The following is a 26,846-nucleotide window of genomic DNA, read 5'->3' on the forward strand; positions in this document are numbered from 1 at the left end:
CCGCACATCAGGGCGACAGGTGCCCCAGGCCGATAGGCGAGGCGAGGCAGCTGTCCGGAATGCCGAAGGCATCCACCAGCGCCACCGCGTCCGGACGCAACTCCGTGCAGAGCTTCACGACCTCCTTGCGGATGGCCAGGGCCTTGTTGCCCTCCATGAGCCCGTTCTCCTGGAACCAGCCGCTCGACGACTCCAGGCACGACAGGCCATAGAGGTCGCACAGCCGTCCCAGGACGACCTTGAGCCCCTCGTCCTTCACCGTCGCCACGCCGTGGAGGAACTGCTCCAGCACCACCCGCTCGATGTGCGCGTGCGCCAGCGCGACCAGGTGCGCCTGCACCTGGTTGAAGGCGCTGAACGCCTCCACGCCCGCGGACATCCGCTTGCGCAGCCGCTTCGCCACCGAGGCCAGCAGGTCCTCCTCGCGGTAGCGCAGGAGCCGGAGCTGGAAGTCGCCGTCGCGCAGGTGCTCGCTGCCGGTGCGCCGCGTCGCGATGGGGTTTCGGTCCGTCACCGACGTCGCCTTGTCGGCGATGAGCTTGAGCACCGCGAAGACGCGGTCATCCTCGAAGCGCTGCCGGTAGTCCGTCAGCAGGCTCTTGGCGACCAACTGCATCAGCACCGTGTTGTCGCCCTCGAACGTCGTGAAGATGTCCGTGTCCGCCTTCAATCCTGGCAGCCGGTTGGCCTCCAGATAACCCTGGCCTCCGCACGCCTCGCGCGCCTCCTGGAGCACCGCCGTCACGTTCCACGAGGCATACGCCTTGAGACCCGCCGCCAGGGCCTCCACCTCCATGGAGTCCTCCTCGGTGCGCTTCACGTAGCGCTCCACCAGGTACTCCAGCGCGAAGTCGAGCGCGTACGTCTTCGCCAGCGGCCTCAGCAGGCGCAGTTGGTGCGTCTGGTGGTCGAGCAGCCGGACTTCCGTTGCGCCCGGAGGGCCGAACTGCCGGCGCAAGTCCGCGTAGCGCACGGCGATGGTCAGCCCGCTCTTGGCCCCGCTCAGCGACGCGCACGCCACGCTCACCCGCCCCGCGACGAGCGTGCCCAGCATGGTGAAGAAGCGACGCCCGTCGCTGGAGATGGAGCTGGTGTACTCGCCGTCGGCGCTCACCTGGCCGAAGCGGTCCAGCAGGTTCTCCCGAGGCACCCGCACGTGGTCGAACCAGATGCGGCCGTTGTCCACGCCGTTGAGCCCCATCTTCCGGCCGCAGTCCTCGATGCGCACTCCGGGAAGCAGCCTGCCGCGCTCATCGCGCAGGGGCACCAGGAGGGCGTGCACGCCCAGGCCCTTGCCGCCCACCTCCAGCTGCGCGAACACCGTGGCGATGCGGCCGTGGACCGCGGCGTTGCCAATCCACTCCTTGCGCGCGGAGTCCGACGGCGTGTGGACGAGGAAGTTCCCGGCCTCCGCGTCGTAGCGCGCCACCGTCTCCACGTCGCGCACGTTGGAGCCGTGGCCCAGCTCGCTCATGGCGAAGCAGCCGGGCAATTCCAGCGTGGCGACCTTCGGCAGGTACTCGCGGTGGTGCCGCTCCGTGCCGAGGAAGAGGATGCTGGCGCCGAACAGGCCGAAGTGGACACCCGCCTTCACCACGAGGCTCATGTCGAAGAACGCCAGCGTCTCGAACGCGGCGATGAAGGCGCCCAGGTCCGCGCCCGCCTCGTCACCTTCCGGGAAGGCGATGCGGCCCAGTCCCTCGTCCGCCAGTTGCTTGAGCCAGTCGAAGACCTGCTCGCGCTGCTTCGCCGTGTCCTGCGTGGGCTGCTGGCGGAAGGCCGGGTCCTCCAGCCACGTGCGCACCTTCGAGCGGACCTCTGGGTACTTGCGGTCCAGCACCGCGCGCAGTGCCTCCGGGGCGAAGGACGTGGGCTCCGTGGGGCCGATGCGGCGTGGCTCGTGCGCGGCGGAGGGGACGAGGGCGCGCACGGCGTCCCGGCTGGAGACCCCCAGCACGGCCTCGACAGAGGCCAGCGCGCGCACCAGTTCGGGGACGGACGGGGGCAGCTCCTTCGTGCCGGAGACCAGCTCGGCCAGCTTCGCGCCCAGCTCCGCGAGGCTGTCCTGGGGGCTGAGGGCCAGTCGCGTGGCGGCGGCGCGGATGTGCTCGCGCACCAGCGCCAGCTCGTTGGAAGTGGGCGGCAGCAGCGGGTCCAACCAGCGCGCGAGCACGGAGGTGGAGCGCAGGTCCAGCCAGGGCTGGGCGCGGGCCGCGTTGCCGAGCATCCGTATCTCCGCGGGTGTCAGCTCTCCGTCCGTCCAGGCCACGTACAGCATGGGCACCAGCGGCGCGAGGCGCGGCAGCGACAGCAGCTCCTTCGCGGTTGGACGAATCTCTTCCACCATAAGTCGACACTCCAGCAGGCGAGGGAACGGGCGCAGTGTGGACAGCATGGCGCCGGGCGGCAATGGGAGAGAGCACTCGGCTGTCGGGCAGGCGGGCGGGCCCTGCATGCCGGGGCCGGAGAGTGTCCCTAGCTTGCCACGTCATGGACGAGCCCCAGGACCTCACGGAGACGGAGATTCTGCCCCAGCCGGGCGCCCACGGCTTTGACGGCGCCAGGGAGCGCGGCAGGCACGAGATGCATGGCCCCTTCGTGCTGCCCCCCGGGGCCCAGGGCTTCTCGTTCTCCCTGTATCAGTCCACCGGCGCCGCGTTGATGCCGGGGCACCGGCTGGAGCTGCTCGACAACGGCGCGGTGTTCGACCGGATGCTGGAGGACATCCACGCGGCGCGGGAGAGTGTCCACATCCTCGTCTACATCTGGCGGCCGTGTGACGTGTCGGACCGCATCATCGAGGCGCTGGTGGAGCGCTCCCGCGCGGGTGTCGCGTGCCGCGTGGTGGTGGACCCGGTGGGCAGCGAGGAGCTCAGCGGCGACAAGGACTTCGACCAGAAGGTGGAGAAGGTGCTCTGCGAGGCCGGGGTGGAGGTTCACTACTACCGGCTGCTCGCGGGCAAGGTGATGGGGCGCCTGTTGGGGCGCACGCACCAGAAGCTGGTCATCATCGACGGACGCATCGCGTACACGGGCGGCTTCGGCTTCTGGAAGGTCTGGGAGGGCAACGGTCAGTCGCCCGAGGAGTGGCGCGACACGAGCGTCCGTGTCGAGGGCCCCGCCGCGCGCGAGATGCAGCTCTCCTTCTCTCGTTACTGGCAGGAGTCGGGCGGCGGACTGCTGCCTCCGAGCACCTTCCCGGAGCCCGCGCTGGTGGGTGACTCCGAGGCGTGCTTCGTGGAGAGCTCGGGCAAGCTGGGCATCACGGATGCGGAGCGCATGGTGCGCATGGTCATCGCCGCCGCGCGTGAGCGCCTGTGGATCGCCAACGCGTACTTCTCTCCGCCCAACGAGATTCTGGAGCAGTTGGAGGAGAAGTGCCGGCAGGGCGTGGAGCTTCGCATCCTGGGCCCCGGACCCATCCATGACGTGAAGGTCATCCGTGCCTCGCAGCGCTCCACGTACGAGCGACTGTTGGACGCGGGCGCGCGCATCTACGAGTACCAACCGTCGATGATGCACGCGAAGACGATGCTCGTGGATGACTGGCTCGCCGTGGTGGGCTCCACCAACATGGACTCGCTGTCGCTCAACAAGTTGGGTGAGGGCTCGCTCGTCATCAACGACGCGGAGTTCGTGCGCAAGATGGAGCGCTGCTGGGCGAAGGACCTGCGTGTCTCCAAGGAAATCTCGCTGGAGAACGGGGGCCGCACCAACCCGTGGCGACGGTTGGCTCGCAGGGCCACGCAGCTCGTGGGCCATGACCGCTGACGGTCAGCGCGGGTTCGTCACGCCGACCTGACGACAGGACTCGAGCACCGGACAGGTGGAGCACCGGGGCCGCGAGCCGGTGCACACGTGTTTGCCGAAGGGCACCAGCAGGCGATTGAGTTCCACCCAGTACCTGCGCGGGAGCTGCGTCTCCAGGGCCGCCATCGTCGCCTCGGGTGAGCCGGCCTTCACGTAGCCCCAGCGGTTCGTCACGCGGTGCACGTGGATGTCCACGCTGATGGCCTCGTGGCCGCAGGCGATGCCGAGCGCCAGGTGCGCGCACTTGGGCCCCACGCCCTTGAAGGACTGGAGCATCTGGGCGTCACAGGGCAGCTTTCCGCCGAACTCGTCCCGGGTGCGCACGGCGATGGCGTGGAGTTGGTGCGCCTTGGCCTCGTGGAAGGTGACGGGGCGGATGAGGGCGTCGAGGTCGTCGGGGCGCATGCTCGCGAGCGCTTCGGGGGTGGAGGCGCGCTGGAGCAACGCGAGCGCGGCGGGCAGGCTCACTTCATCGAGGGTGCGGATGGAGAGGATGCAGGCCACGAGCTGCTCGAAGAGGCTGTCGTGGCCGCGTGCCGCGAGCGCGAACATCGCCGCGTCCGCGAAGCCGCGCACCGCTTCGCGCACTCGCGCCAGCACGTCGTCGATGTCGAAGGGAACTTTGTCGGCGCGCGGCTCGGGTTCGGTGACCACGCCTGTGTTGTCCGGACGTGCTCGCACGGTTCGCGTGCTGGTCTGGGACGGGGCCTGACGGCTTGTCGCGCGGCGATTCCGGGGTGTCGTCGCCATCCCTCTCCTCCCTGGGTTTCGAGGGAAGATGAGGACCTTCACGGGAGCGGGTCCGCGGGTGCCTCCTGCCCGGTGGCAGGGCAGGGGAGCGCGTCAGCCGGGCGGCTTCGTCAGGTCCAGCGCGTACCAGTGGTCGCAGCCGAAGTGCCCGGTTCTTCCCAGGGGCGCGCACAGCGGAGTGAAGCCCAGGCGCCGGTAGAGCTTCTGGGCCTGGGTCATTGAGGCGAGGGTCTCCAGGTAGCAGCGGTGGAAGAACGCCTCGCGCGCGAAGTCGAGGCAGCGGCGCACCATGCGCTCGCCCACTCCCAAGCCCCGGGCCTCGGGCAGGAAGTACATCTTGCGCAGCTCGCACACGCTGGGGTCGCCGCCTTCCAGTGGTGCGATGCCACCTCCTCCCAGGATGCGGCCCGCTCGCTCCACCACGAAGTAGGCGTGGCGGGGGTGCGCGTAGGCGGCGGACATGGTGTCGACCTCCGCGTCATGCAGCGCGAAGCCGGGGCCATCCGCGCCGAACTCCGGCATCACCGCGCGGATGATGGAGGCGATGTGCTTGTCGTCCTGGGGCTGAATGGGGCGCAGTCGCAGTTCGTCAGTACTCATGCGGGGCACACGGTTTCATGGATGCGGACCGAGGGCCAGAGAGACCCAGGGGGCTGACGGGTGCGTCGGGGTGCACGCACCTGTTGTGCACCCGGCTGCACAGGTGGCACACAGCCGGCGCACCCTGAAGTGGGGCCCCGGTTTCCTCCCCTGGGAGAACCCAGGCATTCTGGGTGGCATGTCCGTTGTAGAGGGGGAACCTCATGTACTGCCCTGACTGCCGACAGGAGCGCCTGGGTCAATTCAGCCAGTGCGCCTTGTGCGGTACGGCGATGACCTCGCGCCCCCGTTCCGAGCTGGAAGCGGAGCTTGCTCACGTCCACTTCCTCCTGTCCGAGCTGACTCGCTGGGATTCCTCCGAGGTTCCCTCCAACGTCCGGCGCTTCCTCTCCGAACGCTACGAGCGGCAGTCTCGAATCCTCCTATCCGTGCTCGCTGAGTCGCCCGCTCCTCTCGCGGGGACCGGGCAGCGTGCCGCTCGGGTGGAGGGCGTCGCGGATGCTGGCGAGGCGCGGACGGTCGTGGTGGCGGGCACGGGCGAGGCTGCTGCGCGGGCAAGCGCGATGCTCCACGCGGCTTCGGGCGAGGACGCGGTGCGGGCGGGCGTGACGGGCTCGGCGGCTTCGGGTGATGACGCGGCGCACGCAGGGGTGATGCGCCACACGGATGCGGACGTGGCGCATGCGGGTGTGAAGGGCTTCGCGACTTCGGGCGAGGACGCGGTGCGGGCGGACGTGGTGCGCCACACGGACGGGGGCGTGGCGCATGCAGGTGTGAAGGGCCTTGCGGCTTCGGGTGACGACGCGGTGCAAGCAGGCGTGATGCGCCACACGGATGCGGATGTTCCGCACTCAGGTGCGACAGGCTTCGCTGCATCGGGTGTCGACGCGGTGCGGGCGGGCGTGGTGCGCCACACGGATGCGGACGCGCTGCACTCAGGTGCGACGGGCTTCGCTGCATCGGGTGACGACGCGGCACGGCCGGGCGTGATGCGCCACACGGATGCGGATGTGGTGCAGGCGGGTGCGACAGGCTTCGCTGCATCGGGTGATGACGCGGCACGGCCCGGCGTGGTGCGCCACTCGGATGCGGATGTGGTGCAGTCAGGTGTGACAGGGCTCGCGGCTTCGGATGTGGCGCAGGCGAGTGCGATGCGCCAGGCGGCCTCGGACGAGGCCGTGGCTCAGGTGGATGGGTTGCACCTCGCGGCCTCGGCGCTCTCGGATGAGGAACTGGCGCGTGCGGATGCGACGCCCCGCGCGACTTCGGATGCCGTGGAGTCCTCTGTCGCCTCTCCGCGGGACGCGGCTCGACTTCCTTCGGTGGTTTCGAGGGACGCCGCGGCGCGAGAGGCTGCCGCCGCCGCGAGTGCCGCGCGTGCGGCCTCGGGAGCCTCGGTGGTTTCGGGTGAGGAAGCGGCGCGGTTGCTGGCTGCTTCCGTGGAGGCGGCTCGTGCCTCGCGAGGTGATGCGACGTCGGCGCCTCGCAACCAGGCTTCGGCCGCGCAGCAGGCCCGTCCCGGTGCTCCGAATCGGGTGAAACCTCCGACGCAGCGAGAGCCTGGGGCGGAAGAGCTCCCTCTGCCCGAGAACCCCTCACAGCCTTCGTTCGAGGCGCCTCCTCCCCGGAATGCGACGGCGCGACTCGTCGAGGAAACCTCCACGTGGAATCGCGTGTGGAGGCCGTTCCTCTACGAGAGCATCATGTGGTTCGTCGGTGCCTTCCTCATCCTCTCGGGCACCCTCTACTTCGTCTTCGAGAGCTGGGCCGGAATGTCCTCCGTCACCCGCTCGCTCACCGTCTTCGGCATGACCGTGGGCTACTCCGCTGGCTTCTCCGTCTGGGGCGCGTACCTCGCCCGTCGCGAGGCGCTGCGCAACCCGGGGCGCATCCTCGGAATCATCGGCTCCGCGTCCGCGCCGATCGCCGGCATCGCGCTGGGGCCCATGGGGTTCGGAGACGCGCTGCTGCTCGGGGGCGTCAACACGGTGATGCTCATCCCGCTGCTGCTCGGCTGGGCCGTGGGCGCGGCCTTCCTCGTGCGCAAACCGGCGGATGCGTTCGATGCGCCTTCGCGTCCCTTCGTCCAGGTGGCCCTCGTCGCGAGCACGCTGATGATGGGACTGGCGCCGCTGGCCGCGAAGCTCGGCGGCACCGCGCTGTGGCTGAACATCCTCCCGTGCGTCCTCTTCTTCCTGCTGTCCGCGCGACCCGTGGCCAGACCGCGCGAAGGCGCCGAGCTCACCTTCGCCCTGGGCGCGCCCCTCTACCTGCTCCTCGTCTACGCCGTCCGCCTCCACGTGGCGCTCGTCGATGCCGGAACGCCGCCGGACGTGCGCGTCTATGCGCCCTTCCTCGCGTTCCTCCTCGCCGCCATGCAGCGCTTCCGCTCGCTGCCCGCCGAGCGCGCGGCGGATCCGCTCGCCCTGGGCGTGGCCTCGCTCCAGGTGATGTGTCTGGTGGCCGCCATCGGCGCGCCGCCGCCGACCTTGTTCGTCACCGCCGCCGTCACCACGTGGACCCTGGTGTCCCTGGCTCGCGGCGCCATCGGTCGCCTGCCGTGGGTGTACCCCGCCTATGCGGCGTCCTACTTCGCCTATGCCACCAGCGGGCAGCTCATCCCTGGCCCCGTGAAGCGCCTGATCGCCGCGCTCAAGGCCGCGCTCGGCTACCCCGACGCGGGCAAGCTGCCCTTGCAGTACGGCGCCCTGACGGCGATGCCGTTCATCCTCGCCGGCGTCGTGCTCGCGGTGTCGCGCCTGTGGCGCGGTGAGCGCACGGGCAATGCGCGGGACCTCGCCTTCGCGGAGGTGCTCTTCCGCTCCACCGCCGTGGCCAGCGTCGTCTTCACCGTCTACGGCCTGGCGGGGCCCGACACGCGCCCGGGCTTCTGGAGCGTGCTCGGGCTGTCCCTTCTGTGCCTGGTCACGGGTCTGCTGGTGGAGCGCTTCTACCTGACCGTCGTGGGCGCGCTGCTGTCGCTGTTGGTGCCGGTGCTGGCCGCCGACGTGCTCTCGGTTCCGGCCGCTGCCGTCGTGTCCGGGCTGCTGTCGCTCGCGCTCGCGGGGGTCTGCACGGTGTGCACCGCGCGGACGCGCTCGTTGCTGGCGCCCATCGCGGGGCTCATCGCCACCGCGGGCCTCTTCATGGGCCTCGGCAGCAACTTCGGCTTCGTGGCCATGACGGGCGCGGTGCTGTGCGCGGTGAGCACGCTCGTCGTCGCGTGGGCGCTCCGGAGTGAGTACGCCATGGCCTATGCCGCCCTCCTGGCGGCGGCCCTCGTGCCGAAGTTCGCCATCCAGGTCTCGTCCACCGCGATGGCGTTCTCGCTGGTCTTCGTGGCGCTGACGCTGGCGGTGCTGGCCGAGCGAGGACGGCTGCTGCGCCTGCTGGGCGGGGTCGCCGTCTTCTACGCGCTGTTCGGTTTCGTGGCGGGTGCCGTCGGCCAGGTGAGCGGACTGGGGCTGGTGGTGCTCCTGGCCGCGGCGGCCATCGCCGTGGTGTCGCGCATGTTCCCCCTCAGCCGGCCGCTGGCGGTGTTCATCGCCGCCTTCGCGCTGCTGCCCGACATTTCGAACTTCTATGCGCCCTGGAATGGAATGATGACGCCGGGGATGTCCCTGGGGTTGTTCCTCCTCTGGGGTCTGGGTGCCTCGCTCTGCGCGGCGCGATGGGGGCGCGGCGCGAGCACCACGGTCGCCGGACTGGTGGCGTGGGTCTTCCCGCTGGTCGCCGTGGTGGAAGCGAGAAGCTCACAGGGCGGCATGTTCCTGCTCGGCGCGGCCTTCGTGGCCCTGCTCACCGCGCGGGCGATGCCGGCCGGGCTCAGCGTCGCGGTGGCGGCGCTGTATGCGACGATGGGCCTGTACTCGGAAGGCCCCGTGGTGCTGCTGGGGTTGTCCGCCGTGCTGGGGCTCCTGGCCGTGGCGGAGGAAATCCCGGCGGTGTTGGCCGTCGGCGCGGGAGGAAAGCGATTCGCGTGGGTGGCCACCCTGGCATCGGCCCTGGTGCTGGCCATCGTGGTGGTGCGCTGGGACGATGCGCATCCCGCGTGGATGGTCTCTGGCGCGATGCTGCTTCCGCTGCTGTGGACGCGCGCCACCCGGCAGCCCGTCTTCGCCAGCCTCGCGGTGCCGTATGCCTTCGTCGGCTTCCTGGCGATGGGCGGCACTCCGCCCACCTGGGCGTATGCGCTGCCGCTGGTGTCACTCGCCGTGGCACGGGCCGTCGCGCATGTGCCCGCGTTCAGCTCCCTGCTGCTCCGCTCGAACGAGGAGAAGGAGCGCGACGCGCTGTCCCTGTGGATGCAGTTGGCCCTCGCCTGCCTCACCCCGATGGTGATGATGGCGCCCTGGATGGGGCCAACGCCCGTGTACTTCCTCACGGCGTCGCTGGCGTTGATGCCCGGGCCGCGTCCGTTCATGCGGGTGTGCGGCGCTTCGCTCCTGCTGCTCGTCATTCCGGAGGCGAGGCCTGTCGTCACCAGCATGCTGCTCGCACTGGCCCTGGCTGAGCACCATGCGCCCTCCGCTGTCTGGGCCTTCTTCCGGAGCCCGCCGGATGTCTACCTGCGTCGGGCCTCTGTCATCACCGCGCTGGCCATCGCGGTGCTGCCGGTGCTGGATGACCCGTCGCCGCCGCGACTGGCGGGGCTCGCGGCCGTGGTGGCGGCGTCCGCGTTCCTGCTGTCGCGCCGGTGGCTGCTGGTGCCCGCCGTCTGGGTGCTCGCGCTGGCGACGGCGGGACGGACCGAGGCGTATGACTTCCTGGAGTGGAGGCCGGAGACGGGGCTCGCCGTCATCGCGGTGGCGCTGGGCGCGGGCCTGTTGTCCGCCCTCTGCCAGTCCGGAGCGGTGCAACGCGCGCTCAGCGCGGTGGCGTTGAAGCTGACTCCCGGTCTGGAAGGCACCTGGAGCGAGCCGCTATGGGTGGGGAGCGCCGGAGCGCTCGCGCTGCTGCTCCTGGGACGACTGGCGGATGCGGGGCCGGGAGCGCTGGCGTCGCACGTGGCGGCGGGCGCGGTCCTCACGTCCTTGGTGCTGATGGTCGCTCGTGAGCGGTGGATGGCGAACGTGGCCACCGTGCTGCTCGCGGCCTCGCTGGTCGCCGCGGTGCCAATGTTGTGGCTCCCCGCCGTCATCAGCGGCGCGGGCCTGGTGCTGTGCGTGGGGGGCATGGTGCTCGACTCGCGCGGGGTGCGCGTGGGCGCGGCCCTGCACCACGGCGGCTGGGTGCTGGCCCTGCTGTCGCTGGCCTCGTTGAGAGACCTGGAGCACCTGGCGACGCCGCTGTGCTTCCTCTTCGGGCTGGCCTCCGCGTGGACGGTGGTGTGGCGTCGGCGCGAGCGCGAGGTGGTCGGCTGGCTGGCCTCGCTCGCGGCGGCGCACGGCGCGCTGATGCACCTGGGCGCGGTGTACTCGTCCGGGCGGGGCTCGGAGTTCATCCTCCCGCACTTCGGCGCGGCCAGCGCCGTGCTCGCCACGTTGGCGCTGTTCCTGGCGGGCGCGAAGCTCCGGCGGGGTGTGGGCCTGGGCTTCACCGTCGTCGCGCTCACCGAGGTCCTCCTCGGGTTGTCGTTCCTGGGCGCGACGGGAGATGCCTTGCGTGAAGCGCTGGTGGCCTGCATCGCGCTGGCGGTGCTGTTCGTCGCGCTGGTGCGCCACGCCGCCGTGGAGAAGGACGAGCCGGCGGCGTTCCTCGCCCAGGCCGTGCTCGCGCTGGGCTACCTGTCCGTGCGCCTGCTGGGCATGGGGACGAGCCCGAGCACCGGGGACAGCCTCGCGGCCCTCGTCGGGGGCGCCCTCTTCACGGGCCTCTACTTCTTCGTGCAGCGCGAGGGCTCCAGCCTGGCCGTCTTCCGCAGGCCCGCGTTGTGGGGCGCGTACCTCTTCCCGCTGGCGGGGTTGTTCTCCGCGCCCTGGGGCGAGCCGCTCCAGGTGGCGGCCCTGCTCGTGGGACACGCCGCGCACTTCGCCGCGCTGGCGTCGCATCCGACGCGTCGAGGGGGCGCCTCGCTCGCGTCGGTGGTGGCCTTCAACGTGGCGCTCTACCTCGTGTGGCAGGGCACCGGCCAGGGCGAGCCGCAGTTCTACGTCATCCCCGCGGGGCTCTCGCTGCTCGCGTTGCTGCGCGTGTTCCGAGGCGCCATCGACGAGGACACCTACGCGCGGCTGCGCGCGCTGGCCGTCACCGTCATCTACGTGGCGGGAGCGTGGAAGCCGCTGATGTTCAGCGACGGCAGCGCGATGCTCCTGTGCGTGTTCCTCTGCGTGGTGGGCGTGGGCTTCGGCATCGCCCTGCGCATCCGCTCCTACGTGTACCTGGGCACCGCGTTCCTGGTGACGTGCATCGCGGCGAACCTCGTGCGCTTCGGCATGAGGGACCACCGCGTGGCCGCCGCATCGCTGTTCCTCCTGGGCCTCTTCGTCATTGGCTCCATGGTGATGCTCAGCGCCCACCGTGCCGCACTCCTCCAGAGGTACGCACGGGTTCGCGCACTGCTGTCCACCTGGGAGGGCTGACACTTCGAGTTCTTGGCGGCACCCCCAAAAACGTGGGATTGAATGCGGCGCCAACTTTCGGAAGGTCCTTCGGTTGTCCCGTCTTCGCCTGCTCGCCACCGTTCCGCTGTGCGCTCTCATCGGCTGTGCCACCGTGCAGTCGCGCGAAGTGGGGACCGCCCTGGAGGTCCCGTCACACACGGCGGTGGCAGCCTCCGAGCAGGTGGTGACGGCACCCGCCGCCGGGGGTGTGGGGGCGGTGACACCGGGTGGGTCCGCGGCTGAGGCTTCCGCTCAGGCGCCCACGACGGTGAAGAGCGGTGAGTCGGCGACGCCGGAAGCCGCCGAGGGAGCGCCGCACGCCGAGGTGGCGCCGCGAGTCGTGTCCACCGTCGTCCTCGAGGAGAAGGAGCGCCCCCTGGTGACGGGTGTCATCGCGGCCGCGCTGGAGGCTGTCGCCCTCGTCGTGCGCCCCGCAACCGACATGGAGGGCTTCTGGGATGCGTACCGCACGCCGATGCAACTGGCGCGGCTCATCGTGTCTCGCTCCATGCAGCTCGTCGGTGAGCGCAACCTCGCGAAGGTCAGCCGGGGCATGCCGAACGACTGCTCTGGCTTCGTGCGTCTGGCCTATCTCTCCGCCGGCATCGACCTGGTCGCGCATGGCTTCCTCGCGGGAGAGAACGCCGTGTCCGCCATCTTCCGTCGCGCCACGGACGGCAAGCGGCTGCACCACCGCGCGCCGCGTCCCGGAGACCTCGTGTTCTTCCGCGAGACGTATGACCGCAACCGCGACGGCCGTCGCAATGACGGGATGACCCATGTCGGCGTAGTGGAGGGGGTGGCAGAAGATGGCACCGTCACCTTCATCCACCGAGGCAGCAAGGGTGTGGCCCGCAGTCGGATGAACCTGTCACACCCGGAGAAGCATCAGCTCGCCCAGGGTGGGCCCGTGGTGAATGACTTCCTCCGGCCCGCGACGAAGGGTGCGCGCGCGTACCTCACCGGCGAACTCTTCGTGGCCTTCGCGTCCCCCGATGGACTGTAGTTTTCCAGTCGTCAACTCACACCCCGCGTGGCTTTGAAGCTCCGTGCGGTTGATGCGTCATGACGGCATGAGAATCGTGCTGCTTATCGGTGGGTTGCTGCTCGCGTCGGGCTGTCACCTCCATGCGCGCCCGCCGAACCGCCCCTCGCTCCCGCGGCCCCCTCCGCCCTCGCGGCCGTCCTCCATGTCCTACAATGAGGCGGTGGACCGGGGCTTCGGTGAGTGTCGCTCGCGCCGATATGACTGCCGTCTCAAAGAGGCGCACCGGACGGGCAACGACATCTGGAAGGTGAAGTTCTTCGCCGCCGCTCCCGGTGCGCGAGGCCACCTGCATCTGGAGTACGACGCCTTCTCCCGCAACCTGCTCAGGGTGGACGAGAAGGTGAAGGCCCGGCGCGATGACCGGGACGATGACGACGACTGGGATGACGACGACCACCGTCATGGCCATGGCAAGGGCAAGAAGAAGGGCCACGCGCGGCGCGACGACGACTGAGCACCACCGGTGGGGCCGGGGGTGACACGCCGCCCGGGTTTCAGCCGCCCTTCTTGTTCAACTTCTGGATGGCCCGGTTCGCCTCGTCCTGGCCGCAGTCGCCACCCTTGGTGCTGCCCAGTTCGGCGAGTCGGATGAGGGCGGGGACCGCGTCCGTGTTGCCCAGCACGCCCAGCCGCTTCGCGGCGGCCCTGCGCACGCCGCACTCCTTCGCCTCCAGGGCCTTGGAGTAGGCCACCACCAGGTCCACCTCGTCAGCGAGCTCCGAGGAGTCCAGGTAGCGAAGCGCCCCCCACTGCTTCAGCGAGTACTCGTCCTCGACGAGGGACTCGAAGTGAGGGCGCACCCGTTCCTTCGGGAGGGTGGCCAGCAGTTTGCGCACGGGTTCGTCGATGTCGCCGCGGCCGAAGTCCTCCGCGAGCCCATCCAGCACGGAGTCCTCCACCTCCGCGCGCCCGTCCACGTCCAGCGTGGCGAGCAGCACCCGCTCCTTGTCGTGGTTGCGCAGCGCGTGGTGGGTCGCCGCGAGCGCGCGCCGCACCGAGGGCTGTTTCTGCTCCTCGTTCGACGTCGCGTTCAGCAGCGCCAGCGCTTCGTTGCTCTTTCCAGCCTTCAGCAGCGACATGGCGCGCACGGCGGGGCTGTTCAGATGCACCACCAGGGCCACGCCGCCGCCCAGGAGCACCACCGCTCCGAGCACCGCAGCCGCCTGACGCGGCTTCGCGCGCGCGAGCACCACCGTCCTGCCGAGTCCCTCCTTCAGCTTCGGGGGGATTTTCAGGGCCGCGCCGAGTCGGGACAGGCCCGCGCCCAGCGTGCTTGTCGCCGTGCGCAGGGAGCTTCCGAGGGAGCGCACCCGCTGGGAGATGGGAGCCAGCGCCGCGCGCGTCCGTTGGACCGCGGGGGCCAGTCGCACCATGAGGGCGTTCTGCTTCTCGAAACGTCCGCCGAAGGGAGGCCCCTCGGCCGCCTGCTGGCAGCGGTAGAGCTGGAGCTGTTCCTCGCGGCCGGGGAGGGTGATGGAGCCGCACGGCTCGACGTCCGCTCCTGCGCGATTGCGCGCCAGGTTCACCGCCTCCGTGAAGGTCACCTGGCCCGCGGCGGCGACGTGCTCCACCGTCTCCACCACCTCCATGGGCTCGCCCAGCACGGTGTCGGCGGTCAGCAGCACCTCGCCGGCATGCAGACACACGCGCACGTGCAGCCGCTCCTCATTGGGCAGCGACTGGTTGTGGCGCCACAGCCGGTCCTGCATGGCCATGCCGCACAACACGCCGGCGGTGGGAGAGCGGAACACCACCAGCAGGGCATCGCCTCGCTTCTGCACGAGGCGTCCCTCGTGCTCTCTCACCAGGGGCATCAGCAGTCGGTCATGCGTCTCCAGCATCCGCGCGTTCTCTTCGTGCGTCTGCCGGCTGGTGCGTTCGGTGAAGCCCTGGATGTCGGTGAGCATCACCGTCAGGTTCTGAGGCTTCACCGTCGACGTGCTGCCGGACAGCGAGGGCCGCGTGCCGAAGGACGCAGTGCCCGTGCGCATCGCCACGGGCGCGGACGCCGCGCTGTCGGGGCCCGTCGAGGACTCCAGGCCGAACGCGGCGGTGCCTCGACTCGAGCGGCTCGGAAGAGGGGCTGACGCTTCTTCCGCGCCGAAGACGGACGTCCCGCTGGGGCCGCTGCTCGCTGCTTCTCCCGCGCCGAAGACGGACGTGCCGGACGGCGTGGTGCTGGTGGTGGGAGCGCTGACGTAGGCGGGCGTGCCCAGGCCGGGTGTGAAGGCGGACAGCGACGAGTGCGCGGCGGCCAGCGCATCCGCCAGCTCGTGCGCGCTCTGGGGCCGCTTGGCCGGGTTCTTCTCCAGGAGGCGCATCACCAGCGACAGCAGACCGATGTAGCGCGACAGGGAAGGCGCTGCCCTGTCTAACGGGAGCGGGGCGTGGGAGGCGTGCTGGGCGAGGAAGTGGCGCGCCTGCGGCCCATCGAAGGGGAGCCGTCCGGACAACACGCGGTAGGTCAGCACGCCAAAGGTGTACAGGTCGCTGCGCGTGTCCACCTTCGCGCCCACTGCCTGCTCCGGCGACAGGTACTCCGGGGTGCCGAGCACCACGCCGACCTGACTGACGTTGCTCTGCGCGTCCGGCTCCACCAGTCGAGCGATGCCGAAGTCCAGGAGCCGGGCCTGCTCGCCGCGCACGCCGGGGGAGATGAAGACGTTCTCCGGCTTCAGGTCCCGGTGGATGATGCCCTTCTCGTGGATGGCGGACAGGCCCTCCGCGAGCTGGTGGAGCAGCGGCAGCGCGCGTCCCGGCGGCATGGCGCCCCGGGTGAGCACGTCGTAGAGGCTCTCGCCTTCCACGAACTCCATCACCAGGCACGCGTGGTCGCCGGACTCACCGAAGTCGACGATGTGCACCACGGCGGGGTGCTCGACGGCGGAGAGGAGGCGGGCCTCGCGCTTGAAGCGCTCGGCCATGCCGGGCTGGGCGTTGAGGTCGTGGTGAAGGACCTTGATGGCCACCTTGCGGCCCAGGGAGACCTGTTCACCCAGGTACACTTCGCCCATTCCGCCCGAACCCAAGGGACGGAGTACTCGGAAGCGACCGTCGAGGACGAGGGAGTCGGGAGCCAGCACGCCGGGCGCATATTGTCCGACTTCAGTCCGGCGCGCATGACGAACAACACATGCGGCCCTGGGGTCCCCCAGCCCCGTTGGTTGCCCCCCGGGCGGGGGATTGTCATAAATTTCGGGCGCTTGGACCCCGTGGTAGTTTCCAGGCTCCCGCGATGGCCAACGAGAGCGACTCCCCCAAGCCCACCGCGGCGCCCGATGCGCGCGCCGCCGCACCCGAGCTGCGCCTGCTGGACCGCAGGGCGTTCGTGGGCTTCCCGGCCCTGGAAGTCGTGCCGGGCCTGCGCATCTCCGACTTCGCGCTCCAGATTCCGGACGTCAGCTTCCCGTTCAACGTCAGCGCCGGTGCCACGCGTTATCAGCGCAAGAAGTTGCACTTCGGCTTCCTGGAGCTGTCCGTCGACGCGGACCTGGTGACGCGGCGGGTGGCGGAGCTGGCGGGGCGGCTCGCGGGCCTGGAGGAGGTGCGGCTGCACTTCCGTCCCGGGTACCTGGAAGGACAGGGGCGACTGCCCGCGCCGGAGCGCACGCCCTTCACGTTCAAGGTGGCCTTCGACGCGGACGGGGAGAAGCTCGCCGTCTATCTCTACGACGTCCGCCTCTACGGGTTCTCTTCCACGCCGTCGGTGCAGGTGCCCGGCCTCCTGTCCGCGGCCGTGGGTGCGCTGGCGCTGGTGCCGGACGTGGAGGTGCGCGGGGCCTCCGGCTTCTCCACCCGCGTGCTGCCCGCGCTGTGTCAGCTCGCGGCGGTGAGCCGTGGGTACAAGATGCCGTCGCTGGACACCGCGCGCCTGTCCGCCGCGGAGGTGTCCAGCACGGGGCTGCGTTTGCGCTTCGCGGCCGGTGGCCTGCCTCCGCCGTCCGCGCCGGACGAGGAGCTGCTCCTCACGCTGGAGGGCGCGCGGGCCTTCGCGGACGCGGAGGGACTCGTCGCCCAGGGCCGGCTGGCCGAGGCGCGACAGCAGTACCTCCAGGCCGGGGACGCGCAGGACGCGCACCCCTTCGCGGCCGAGCGCCTGCTTTCGCTGCTGGTGGCGGACCCGCAGGCGCATGAGCTGGCGCTGGACGTGGCCGCCACGCTGCAGCGTCGTCGAGATCGCAGTCCCGCCGCGCTGTGGGGCGAGGCCGTGGTGCGCGAGCGTCGGGGCGAGGGTGCCCGCGCCGCCGAGCGCTACCTGGCGCTGTGCGCGCTGGCCCGTCGCACCTCGGAGGAGGCCGCGGCCTTCTTCTCCGCCGAGGCGGCGGCGCGCTGTTCGCGAGACACCGCGCCCCAGGTGGCGGTGAAGGCGCTGCACGAGCTGCTGGGCCTGAAGCCGGACCACCTGCCTTCGCTCAAGGCGCTGGCGCGCGCGTCGGACCAGGCCCGGGACAAGGCGGGCGCGGTGCGGGCGTACCGTCGGCTGGCGGCGCTCGCTCGCGACCCGCATGAGGCCGCGGACGCGCACGTGCATCTCGCGCGACTGTGCGCGCAGACGGAGGACGACATCGCGGGGGCGCGCCTGCATTGCGAGGCGGCGCTGCGACTGTCGCCGGACCAGTCGGATGCGCTGCTGCTGCTGGGCGAGCTGTGTCACCGGGGCGGCGAGCACCTGCGCGCGCTGAAGGCGTTGGACCGGCTGCGTGAAGTGTCCATGGCCCGGCACGAGCTGGACCGCGTGGGCCACGCGGACCTGATGGCCGGCCGCGTGTGGGAAGAGGGCCTGAAGCAGCCGGAGAACGCGCTCCTGCGCTACCGCGAGGCGGTGTCGCTGCTGCCAGGGGAGGCCGAGCCGCTGTTCGCCGCCGCGCGCGTGGCGGAAGGACTGGGCCGGTTGCAGGAGGCGCTCGCGGGCTACCAGCAGGCGCTGGAGCTCGCGGGGCCGGCGCCGCGCTCGGAAGGCGTCCGCCATGCCGCGCACGCCAGCCACCATGCGCTGGCGCGGCTGTACCGCTCCCGACTGGGAGACCCGGCGCGTGCGCGCGAGCACCTGGAGTCCGCGCTGTCGCTGGACCCGCGTGACGCGGTGGCGCTCGAGGAGCTGATTCCGTACTTCCGCATCACCGGGAAGTCGCTGGAGCTGGCCGACGCGCTGGAGAAGTCCGCCGCGCTCCAGGACGAGCCGGCGAAGCGCGCCGCGTCCTGGGCGGAGGCGGGTGAGCTGTATCGCGGCCGACTCCAGCAGCCGGAGAAGGCGGAGAAGCTGCTCCTGCTCGCGCTGGAGGCGGATGCCGACCACCGTCCCGCGCTGGAGTCGCTGCTGGCGCTGGCCGAGGCGCGGCGTGACGGGCCGCTTCTGACGCGGTGCCTGTCCGCGCTGGCGCGACTGGCGCCGGATGTGAAGGAGCGCGCGCAGAAGTACCGCCGCCTCGCGGTGGCCGCGCGCGACCTGGCCTTCGACCTGGACCTGGCGGTGCATTCCCTCCAGGAAGTGCTGCGCGCGGAGCCGGATGACCTGCCCGCGCTGGGCGAGTTGTGCGCCCTGCAGCGCAAGCGCGCGGACATGGCCGGGCTGGCCGTGGCGTTGGAGGAGCGCGCGCGGGTGGCGGAGGCGCAGGGCGACAAGCGGCTCGCCGCCGCGGCGCTGCGAGAGCTGGCCGGTGTGCTGGAGGCCCGCCTGGGTCGGGTGGGTGACGCGCTGGTGGCGCTGGAGAAGGCGGCGCGGCTGGCCCCGGACTCCGCAGTGCTGCTGGACCTGGCGGACCTGTCGCTGCGCTGCGAGCGCCCCGAGCACGCCCGACGCGCGCTGGAGTCGCTCTTGTCCACGCTGCCGCGCACCGCGGCGCCGGAGAAGCTGGCGGACGTGCGCGCCCGGCTGGGTCGCGCGTGCGAGATGCTGGGCGACCGCGAAGGCGCCATCGCCGCGTACGCGCAGGCGCTGCCGCTGCGCCGGCTGGATGACACGCTGGCCGCGCGGCTGGAGTCGCTCTACACGGAGGCGGGCGAGACGCAGGCGCTGGCGGAGCTGTGGGCGGGCCGTGCCCAGGCGCTGATGGGCGCCGACCGCGCCGAGGAAGCCGCGCCGCTGTTCCTCCAGAGCGCCCGTGCCCTGCTGGAGCGGGGCGAGAAGGCCGCCGCGCTGCTGCGCCTGACGGCCGCGCTGGAGGCCAGTCCCCAGGGGCCGCTGGCGGCCGAGGTGCTGGAGTCGCTGGCCGAGCTGGAGCTGGAGCGGGGCGAGAAGCTGGAGGCCGCCCGGCTGTACGCACGCCGCGCCGCGCTGGTGCCGGAGGACCGCTCCGGCGCGAAGCTGCTCTACCGCGCCTCGCTGCTGGCGGCGGGAACCAGTCGCGAAGAGGCGTTCCTCGCCGAGGCCCTGGAGCGCGACGCGTCCTTCGCGCCCGCGCGCCAGCGGCGCGGTGAGCTGAAGCTGCCCACCGACGCGCGCTCCGCGCTGGAGGACTTCGAGGCGGTGCTGGCGCTGCCTCCGGTGGACGCCGACGCGCCCCGGGAAGCGGAGCGGGTGGCGCTCACGCGCAAGGCCGCCAGCGCCGCTGTGCGCGCGGGCCGGACGGACTCCGCGCGTCGCCTGCTGTCCGAGTACTGCATCCGGGCTCCCGAGGACCTCGACGCCCGCGTGGAGTTGGTCAACCTGCACCGCAAGGCCGGCGCTCGCGAGGCGCTGGCGGACCTGCTGGTGGAGCTGTGGCCGCGCCTGTCCGGAGAGCCCCGGCGCGCGGCCCGTCGCGAGCTGGCGGAGCTGTCCCTCGTGCTCGGTCGTGCCGGCGCGGCGGTGGACTCGCTGCGCAGCCTGCGACTGGAGGAGCCGCAGGACACCTGGGCGGCGCAGGCGCTGCTGGACTTGCTGCCGCCTCCGGGCACGGGCTCCTCGGACGAGGAAGCCGAGCGCCTGGAGTTGCTGGGCGCGCTGGTGGCGTCCGCGACGGGCGAGGACCGCTCGGAGCTGCTCGCGCGTCGCGCCGTGCTCCATCGCGCCACGGGCCGGATTTCCGCCGCGCGCGAGGACTTCTCCGAGGCCGCGACGCTGGCCCGCCGTCCCGCGGCCCTGCTGCTCGCGCTGGCGGAGCTGGCGCGTGAGTCCGGAGACGAGGCCGGGGAGCTGGAAGTGTGGCGTCGCGCCGTGGTCGCCGATGCCCAGCTGGGCACGCGCGCTCGGGAGCGGCTGCTCGCCCTGGCCACCGTGCTGGCGGAGAAGGATGAGCGGGGGCTCGCGCGCGAGGCGCTGGTCTCCGCGGTGGCGCTGTCCCCGTCGGACGCCGAGCGCTGTGACGCCTTCTTCACCCTGGCCGACCTGGCCCACCGCGACGAGCGCCCGGACGAGGAAGCCGCCGCGCTCGCCGAGGCCGCTCGCCAGGGTCCCACGCCCCGCCGCGTCGAGGCCCTGCTCGCTCGCGCCACGCTGCTGGAGACGCGAGGAGAGCTGGCGGAGGCTCGTGGGAGCCTTCAGGCCGCGCTGGCGCTGGCCCCGCGTCACGCGCGGGCCACCGTCTCCTTGCAGCGCGCGCTGCGGGCCCTGGAGGACTGGGCGGCGCTGGCGGAGCTGCTCGCGGCCGAGGCGCCTCATGCTCCGCCGTCCGAGTCCGCGGCGATGTACGCGGAGCTGGCGTCGCTCTACCTGGAGCGCCTGGAGCAGCCGGCCCCCGCGGAGGCGGCGCTGCGACAGTCGCTGCGGTTCGCTCCCGGCGACTCGGACGTGCGACGCCGGTTGGTGTCGCTGGTGGCCGGGCGCGGAGAGCTGCGCGAGGCCGCGGCCCTGCTGGAGACCGCCGCGGAGAGCGCCACGACGTCCGAGGCCGCCACGCTCCTGCGCGAGGGCGCCGCGTACGCGAGGGATGCCCAGGACCTGGACCGCGCGCTGAAGCTGGCGCGCAAGGCACACTCCCTGGTGCCGGCGCGCGGAGCGGAGCTGGCGTCGCTGGCGGAGTTGCTCTACCTGCGCGGCGCGGTGCTGGAGGCCCTGCCGCTCCAGGAGACGCTGGCCTCGACGGCGGACTTCACCGCGAGCGCCGACGAGGCCGAGGCCACCTGGCTGCGGCTGGCGGAGCTGGCGGAGAGCGCGGGCGAGACGAAGCGCGCGGTGGGGGCGTACCGGAAGCTGCTCGTCGAGCGGCCGCTGTGCGAGCCCGCGGTGCAGCGGCTCTCCGCGCTGCTGGAGAAGGACGACCCGCGCGGCGCGTTCGAGGTGCTCGTCACCCACGCGCGCGCCCTGGCGCCTTCCGAGGACACGGTGCGGCGGCTCGTGGTGCTCGCGGAGAAGGCGCGTGCCGCGCTCGCCGACGCGGGTGTGGCGGCGTCGCTGCTGTCGCGCGCGGCGGAGATGGCGACGATGCCGTTGCCGCTGCGCCTCCAGCTCGCCTCGCTCTACCGCGAGACGGGTCGCTCGCTGGAGCTGCTCGCGGAGCTGCGCCATGTGGCCGCGCTCAGCCTCCAGGTGGGCGACGTGGCCGCGACGCTCGCGGCCCATGAAGAAGAGGCGAGTCTCGCGGAGGCCACGGGCCGCGCGGACGACGCGCTCCGGGCACTGGCGGACGCGCGAGATTTGCTGGAGTCGCGCGGGCGCGCCCCCGAGGCCGCCGCGTGCGAGCGTCGGCGCGCGGAGCTGCTGCGCGATGTGAAGCTGGACCTGGCCGCTGCGGAGAGCGCGCTGGACCGCGCCTTCTCGCTGGCGGAGGACCTGGGCACGACGCGGCTGGGCGCGGCGCTGGCGGAGCGCCGGGACGATGCCGACGCGGAGGCCCTCTGGCTGGAGCGCGCGCTGCCCCTGCTGGACGACGCGAAGGAAGCGGCGGCGCTGCGACTGCGGCTGGCGAAGCTGCACCTGGGCGTGCTCGCGGATACGGAAGAGGCGGAGCGCTTCCTGCGCGGAGCGCTGCGGCAGGACCGTTCGCTGGATGAAGCCGAGACGCTGCTGGCTCGCCTCCTGGAGCGGGACGGGCGGCTGGCGGAGCTGGCGGCCTGGTACGAGGAGTGCGCCGAGGGTGAGCCGGACACGGAGCGCCGCGCGGCACTGCTCCAGCGCGCGGCCGTGCTGTACCGCGACAGGGCGGGGCGCCCGGACGCGGCGGCGGCGGCCTTCATCGCCGCGCGGTCCGCTCGCCCGGATGACCTGGACCTCACCGCGCAGGCGGCGGAGCTGCTGCACGAGGTGAAGCGCCACGCGGACGCGGCCGAGTTCGACGCCGTGCTGCTGGAGGCCGACCCCTTCCGCGAACCCGTCTTCTCGCGGCACCGCGCCTTCCTGGAGGAGAACGAGGACCCGCAGTCGCTCGCGGAGTTGATGCTGCGCCGGGCCCAGCGCCAGTCGGATGCCGACGCCGCGGACAGCTACCTCGCCGCCGCCCGGGCCTTCCGCGCGGCGGGTGCCCGCGAGCGCGCGTTGCTGTGCGAGGACCGGGCCTTCGAGTTGAGCCCCGCGAGCGCGGAGGCCTTCGAGCGCGTGCGCGAGCGCGCGGCCGGAGACGTGCGCCGGCTGTCGGAGTTGCTGGCCGTGCGCGCCGCGGCCCTGCCTCCCGAGGAATCGCTGCCGCTCTTGCGCGAGCGCGCCACCCGCTTGCTGGACGCGGGCGAGGCGCTGCTGGCCGCCGAGGCGTTCGACGTGTACCTGGGCTCCTCGGGTGACGACGTGGAGGCGCTGTCCGCGCGCGCCGAATTGGCGGCCCAGAGCGGAGGCCCCGCCGCCGCGCGACCGTATGACCGACGCCTGCTGTCGGCCGGTGGCGAGACGCTGCCCGTGACGGTGCGCGCGCGGACGTGGCTGCGGCTGGGCCATGCCTCGCTGGGCGCGAACGCGTACCACGACGCGGCGGATGCCTTCGAGTCGGTGGTGTCGCTGGAGCCGGAAGGCGAGCGCGGCCGCGAGGCGCTGTCGCTGCTGGCGGAAGTCCACTCGCGCACGGGCAACGCACCGGGTCTGTACCGGGCCTCGTTGCAACTGGCCCGGCGGGCGGAAGACACGGCGACGGCGGAGGTGTTGTACCGCCGCGCGGCGGACCTCTTCGACGACCCGAAGGACGCCATCGACGCGCTGCTGCCGCTGGCGCGACTGCGTCCGGCGGATGCCTCCGTCATCGACCGCGCGGTGGCGGGCCTGAGCGCGCTGGGTCGCCACGGTGACCTGCTGGCGGTGTACGAGTCCGGCGCCGAGGCCGCTGGCGGAGTGCGCGCCGCCGAGTTGTTGCTGGCCGCCGCCACCGTGGCCGCTGAGTCGCTCGCGGACGTGGACGCGGCCTGGGAGCTCACCCAGCGCGCGGCCGAGGCCGCCCCCGAGGATGTCACCGCCCTGCGCGCCCTCGTGACGGGGCTGCGCGAGCGGGGGGAGACGACGCGGCTGCTGGAGGCGCTGGAGCGACTGGTGCCTCACCTGGAGGATGCCGACGAGGCGTCCGTCCTGCGGCTGGAGCTGGCCACGCTGCTCCGCGACTCGGACCAGGTGTCGCGGGCCCGCGAGTCGCTCGAAGCCGTCGTCGAGCGTGGCGCCTCGGGCGCGGGCTATGCCGTCGCGCTGGAGGAGTTGGAGAAGCTGCTGCGTGATGAGCCCGCGCGCCGGGCCGAGGTGCAGGTGGCTCGCGCGGAGCTGGTCTCCGGTCGCGAGCGGCTGGTGCTCCTCTTGTCCTCCGCTCGGGCCTTCGAGAGCGCGGGGCGGCTGCGGGACGCGCTGAAGGCGGCGAAGGCCGCCGTGGCGACCGAGCCGGACGTGGACGCGGCGATGCGCGTCGCCCACCTGCATCGCGCCCTGGGTGAGGCGCCCCGGGCCGCCAAGGCGCTGCTCCAGGCGGCGCGGCTCGCCTCGCCGGAGGAGCGTCCGCCGCTGCTGCTGGAGGCCGCGGACCTCTGGGAGAAGGCGGGCGAGCACGGTGAAGCGCTGGAGGTCATCGAGCGCATCGCCACCGAAGCGCCGGACATCCTCGCGCCCGCGGAGCTGGCGGAGCGCTTCGGCCGGCTGGGTGCCTTCACTCGCGCGCTCCAGGTGGGCTTCGCGCCCGCCATGGCGGCCGGAGAGCTGACGGATGCGCTGGCCATGGCAGCGCAGGCCGGCGACACGGCGCGCACGCGCGAGGCGCTGTGGGCCCTGGTGGCTCAGCCGGACGCGGATGCGGCCCATGCCTCTGCCCTCGCGGATGGCCTGCGCGCCGAGCGCGACGCGGAAGGACTGCTGGAGCTGGCGGCCCTCTCCGTCACGCGTGACGAGCCCTTCGCCATCGCCCTGCGTGACGAAGTGCTGCGCGCGGCGGATGCCCCGGCGCTCCAGCGCCTGCGCGCCCTGGACGAGCTGTCGTCCGATGCGAACTTCGGCACCCGGCTCACCCTGTTGTTGCCGGGGCTGGAGAAGCACCCGGAGGCGCTCTCGGAAGCGGTGCTCGGCCGTGTGCGCGCCCTGTCTGATGCCGCGCGCGTGGAAGCGCTGGCCATGGCGGCGGAGGGATGGACGTCGCGCCGCAAGCCGCTGCTGCGCGAGCGTCACACGCTGGAGTTCGGGCTGGGCCGCTTCGACGCCGCCGCGCGCTCGCTGGCGCGGCTCATCGAGGTGGAGGAGGACGCCCGCGTCCTGGCCGCGCTGCACCTGGAGCACGGCGAGCTGTTGCTGAGCCCGTTGGACCAGCCCGACGCGGCCCGTGCGGCCTTCGAGCGCGCGCTGGACACCGATGGCACCAGCCTGCCCGCGCTGCGCAACCTGCTGGCGCTGGTGGACGAGTCGAAGGAGCCCGCCGTCTTCGTGTCGCTCGCGGAGCGGCTGACGGTGGAGGAGGGGCCCGACGCGGCCACGCCCCATCGCGAGCGACTGGCGGATGCCTACGAGGTCCTGGGCCAGGTGGCGGACGCCGTCGCGCAGTTGGAGGCGCTGCCGGAGACGGAGGAGCGGCTCGCTCGCCGCGCGAGGCTGGCGGAGCAGCGCGGTCTCACGGGCGAGGCCCTGGGGCTGCGCGAGAGGCTCACCGACGAGCCCGGCGTGCTGGAGTCCATCCTCCGCGGCTATCTGGACGCGCAGCTCGTGTCTCCCGCGGCCCGGCTCGCCGAACGCCTCTTCGACGCGGGGGTCCTGTCTCCAGAGGTCCTCCGCCTCGCATGTGAGCGGCTCTCTCCGGTGATTGAAGGCGCGCCGTTCGCCGTACGCGTCTGGCCGGAGCTGCTGCGCGCGGCGCCGCTGGACGTGGATGGTTGGACGCTCTTCGCGGAGGCCCTGCGGCTCCTGGAACGTCAGGACGCCGCCGAGCGCGCGGACGGTGTCGGCGCGGCCTTGTCCTCCAGCACGGCGACGGTGCCCGCGGCGGCAGTGTCCGAGCTGCCGGTGCCCACGGGCTTCGAACATTCGCTGCCCGCGAACTCGCTGCCGGTGACGGCCGAGCGCTTCCCCCGACTCTTCGCCGCGCTGCGCCCTCTGCTGTCGTCGCTGGGGGCCAGCGGCCTGCGGGTGTACGTGGACCCCTCGGGTGGCGTGGAGGGGTACCTGGTCAGCTCGGAGGCGCTGGTGCTGGGCGCGGGCGCGCTGTCGTGCTTCGGCTCGGTGGAGCTGGGCTACCTGTCCGCGCTGGCCCTCGTGCTGGGCGAGGACGGCGTGAAGCTGTCTCGTCCTGGAGAGGTGCCCGGCTTCGAGGCCGCCGCGGTGGCGGCCTTCCGAGCGGTGCCCGCCTCGCTCGCCGCGGGGCGCGTCCTGGCGCGTCTGGATGCGGAGGTGCGCGGGAGTGACCCAGCGCGGGTGGATGTGGGCGCGGTGCTCGGACGTGGAGGCGCCTTCCGTGCCGTGGCCCTTTGCGTGCTCGACGTCGGGTAGCCGTGTAGCCTCCGCGCCGTATGCGCCTGAAGCACATTGCCCTCTCCGTCCTCCCCGCCGCCGCCGTCGTGACGGCCATGGCCTGTTATTCGGACCCCGTGTACCCGGGCAATCAGCTCCTGGGCACCTTCCAGTTCGAGGCACGGCTGGACCCGGCGAACACCACCTGCGACGCGGCGATGCCGGAGTTCGCGCAGCTCGACGACGGCGGCGTGTTCCGCTTCGAGGGCACGTTCTCCAAGAACGACGACGGTGGCGCCGGCTGGTTCACCGTGCAGGGCTTCGACCGCGAAGCGAAGTACGAGGGGCAGCTTGTCGACTCCGCGCTCCGTGCCACGGCGCCGCGCGCTTCGTGCGGCACCGGTTGCAAGGACTCTCAAATCGAGGAGTCGCTGAAGGTGACCATCTTCAGTGACAGCCAGGCGCGCGTGCTCAACCGGGACTGCAACGCGTTCGACGGAGGCGTCCCCGACGGCAGCCCGCCTGCTCCCACGGAGAACGGCTACGACGTGTCCCTGGCGTGTGGTTCGCTGACAGATGTCTTCCTGCCGGGCTCCTGTACGTGTACTCCCGCGACGTGCAAGACGGCGTACAAGGTGCAGGGAGTGCGGAGGGACTGATGGCGAAGCGAGCGGTGGTGTTGATTTCGGGTGGCCTGGATTCCACGACGTGCGTGGCCATGGCGAAGGCGAAGGGCTTCGAGCCGGTGTGTCTCGCCGTGGCGTACGGACAGCGACACGTGGTGGAGCTGGAGCGGGCGCGGGACGTCGCGAGCGCCATGGGCGTGAAGGACTTCCGGGTGGTGAGCATCGACCTGCGGCAGATTGGCGGCTCGGCGCTCACCGCGGACATCGACGTGCCGAAGGACCGGCCGGCCGATGAGATGAGCCACGGCATCCCCGTGACGTACGTGCCCGCGCGCAACGCGCTGTTCCTCTCGTTGGCGCTGGGGCTCGCGGAGGTGGTGGGCTCCACGGACATCTACATCGGCGTCAACGCGGTGGACTACAGCGGCTATCCAGATTGCCGCCCGGAGTTCATCCGCTCGTTCGAGGCGATGGCGAACCTGGCGACGAAGGCGGGTGTCGAGGGCGCGAGCTTCACGGTCCACGCGCCGCTGTCCGGACTCACGAAGGCGGACATCATCCGCGAAGGCACGCGCCTGGGCGTGGACTACGGGATGACGCACTCCTGCTACGACCCCGATGCACAGGGGCTCGCCTGTGGACGCTGTGACAGCTGTCTGTTGCGCAAGAAGGGCTTCGAGGAAGCGGGAGTCCCGGACCCGACGCGCTACACGGTGGGGGCATGA

11 protein-coding genes are annotated in these 26,846 nt (G+C 72.0%); 7 read left to right on the forward strand and 4 right to left on the reverse strand.

What is annotated here, in order from left to right; translation table 11 throughout:
- Positions 1-7 precede the first annotated feature (7 nt).
- Complete coding sequence (locus HUA75_RS16505) at positions 8-2,347, reverse strand: acyl-CoA dehydrogenase (protein WP_174486929.1); 2,340 nt, start codon at positions 2,345-2,347, stop codon at positions 8-10.
- Positions 2,348-2,490: 143 nt separating this feature from the next.
- Between HUA75_RS16505 and HUA75_RS16510 the strand changes: the two genes are divergently transcribed.
- Complete coding sequence (locus HUA75_RS16510; RefSeq protein ID WP_174486930.1) at positions 2,491-3,771, forward strand: phosphatidylserine/phosphatidylglycerophosphate/cardiolipin synthase family protein; 1,281 nt, start codon at positions 2,491-2,493, stop codon at positions 3,769-3,771.
- 3 nt (positions 3,772-3,774) lie between these two features.
- Here the strand turns inward: HUA75_RS16510 and nth are convergent, their stop codons facing one another.
- Complete coding sequence (nth, locus tag HUA75_RS16515) at positions 3,775-4,464, reverse strand: endonuclease III (protein ID WP_371746125.1); 690 nt, start codon at positions 4,462-4,464, stop codon at positions 3,775-3,777.
- A 189-nt stretch (positions 4,465-4,653) separates the two neighbouring features.
- The gene (locus HUA75_RS16520) at positions 4,654-5,160 is read right to left on the reverse strand and encodes a GNAT family N-acetyltransferase (RefSeq protein ID WP_141642960.1); all 507 of its coding nucleotides are present in this window, start codon (positions 5,158-5,160) and stop codon (positions 4,654-4,656) included.
- A gap of 203 nt (positions 5,161-5,363) precedes the next feature.
- Here HUA75_RS16520 and HUA75_RS16525 point away from each other — a divergent pair, with 203 nt between their 5' ends.
- From HUA75_RS16525 to HUA75_RS16535, 3 genes are all read left to right on the forward strand, one after another.
- On the forward strand, positions 5,364-11,681 hold the full coding sequence (locus tag HUA75_RS16525; RefSeq protein WP_174486932.1) for a hypothetical protein: 6,318 nt from the start codon (positions 5,364-5,366) through the stop codon (positions 11,679-11,681).
- Positions 11,682-11,754: 73 nt separating this feature from the next.
- The gene (locus tag HUA75_RS46745; RefSeq protein WP_254627582.1) at positions 11,755-12,708 is read left to right on the forward strand and encodes an NlpC/P60 family protein; all 954 of its coding nucleotides are present in this window, start codon (positions 11,755-11,757) and stop codon (positions 12,706-12,708) included.
- Positions 12,709-12,892: 184 nt separating this feature from the next.
- Positions 12,893-13,204 carry a hypothetical protein gene (locus tag HUA75_RS16535; RefSeq protein WP_254627583.1) on the forward strand — a complete coding sequence of 104 codons (312 nt, stop codon included), beginning with the start codon at positions 12,893-12,895 and terminating at the stop codon, positions 13,202-13,204.
- 40 nt (positions 13,205-13,244) lie between these two features.
- Here the strand turns inward: HUA75_RS16535 and HUA75_RS16540 are convergent, their stop codons facing one another.
- On the reverse strand, positions 13,245-15,833 hold the full coding sequence (locus HUA75_RS16540; protein WP_174486934.1) for a protein kinase: 2,589 nt from the start codon (positions 15,831-15,833) through the stop codon (positions 13,245-13,247).
- Positions 15,834-15,985: 152 nt separating this feature from the next.
- On the opposite strand from HUA75_RS16540, the gene HUA75_RS16545 reads away from it, so the two are divergent.
- The 3 genes from HUA75_RS16545 to queC are packed head-to-tail and all read left to right on the forward strand — an operon-like array spanning position 15,986 to position 26,846.
- Positions 15,986-25,534 (forward strand): flagellar hook-length control protein FliK, encoded by a 9,549-nt coding sequence (locus HUA75_RS16545; RefSeq protein ID WP_174486935.1) that lies wholly within the window; start codon positions 15,986-15,988, stop codon positions 25,532-25,534.
- Positions 25,535-25,554: 20 nt separating this feature from the next.
- Positions 25,555-26,154: a hypothetical protein gene (locus tag HUA75_RS16550; RefSeq protein ID WP_141642964.1), complete on the forward strand. Its 600-nt coding sequence runs from the start codon at positions 25,555-25,557 to the stop codon at positions 26,152-26,154.
- Complete coding sequence (gene queC, locus HUA75_RS16555; RefSeq protein ID WP_141642965.1) at positions 26,154-26,846, forward strand: 7-cyano-7-deazaguanine synthase QueC; 693 nt, start codon at positions 26,154-26,156, stop codon at positions 26,844-26,846. The genes HUA75_RS16550 and queC overlap by 1 nt, the downstream gene beginning before the upstream one ends.

This window comes from Myxococcus sp. CA040A (assembly GCF_013336725.1).
Classification (GTDB): domain Bacteria; phylum Myxococcota; class Myxococcia; order Myxococcales; family Myxococcaceae; genus Myxococcus; species Myxococcus llanfairpwllgwyngyllgogerychwyrndrobwllllantysiliogogogochensis.

Excerpts from the sequence above, each read along its gene's own strand:
- HUA75_RS16505 (WP_174486929.1), bottom strand. The coding sequence starts at position 2,347 with ATGGTGGAAGAGATTCGTCCAACCGCGAAGGAGCTGCTGTCGCTGCCG.
- HUA75_RS16510 (WP_174486930.1), top strand. The coding sequence starts at position 2,491 with ATGGACGAGCCCCAGGACCTCACGGAGACGGAGATTCTGCCCCAGCCG.
- HUA75_RS16520 (WP_141642960.1), bottom strand. The coding sequence starts at position 5,160 with ATGAGTACTGACGAACTGCGACTGCGCCCCATTCAGCCCCAGGACGAC.
- HUA75_RS16525 (WP_174486932.1), top strand. The coding sequence starts at position 5,364 with ATGTACTGCCCTGACTGCCGACAGGAGCGCCTGGGTCAATTCAGCCAG.
- HUA75_RS16535 (WP_254627583.1), top strand. The coding sequence starts at position 12,893 with ATGTCCTACAATGAGGCGGTGGACCGGGGCTTCGGTGAGTGTCGCTCG.
- HUA75_RS16545 (WP_174486935.1), top strand. The coding sequence starts at position 15,986 with ATGGCCAACGAGAGCGACTCCCCCAAGCCCACCGCGGCGCCCGATGCG.
- HUA75_RS16550 (WP_141642964.1), top strand. The coding sequence starts at position 25,555 with ATGCGCCTGAAGCACATTGCCCTCTCCGTCCTCCCCGCCGCCGCCGTC.
- queC (WP_141642965.1), top strand. The coding sequence starts at position 26,154 with ATGGCGAAGCGAGCGGTGGTGTTGATTTCGGGTGGCCTGGATTCCACG.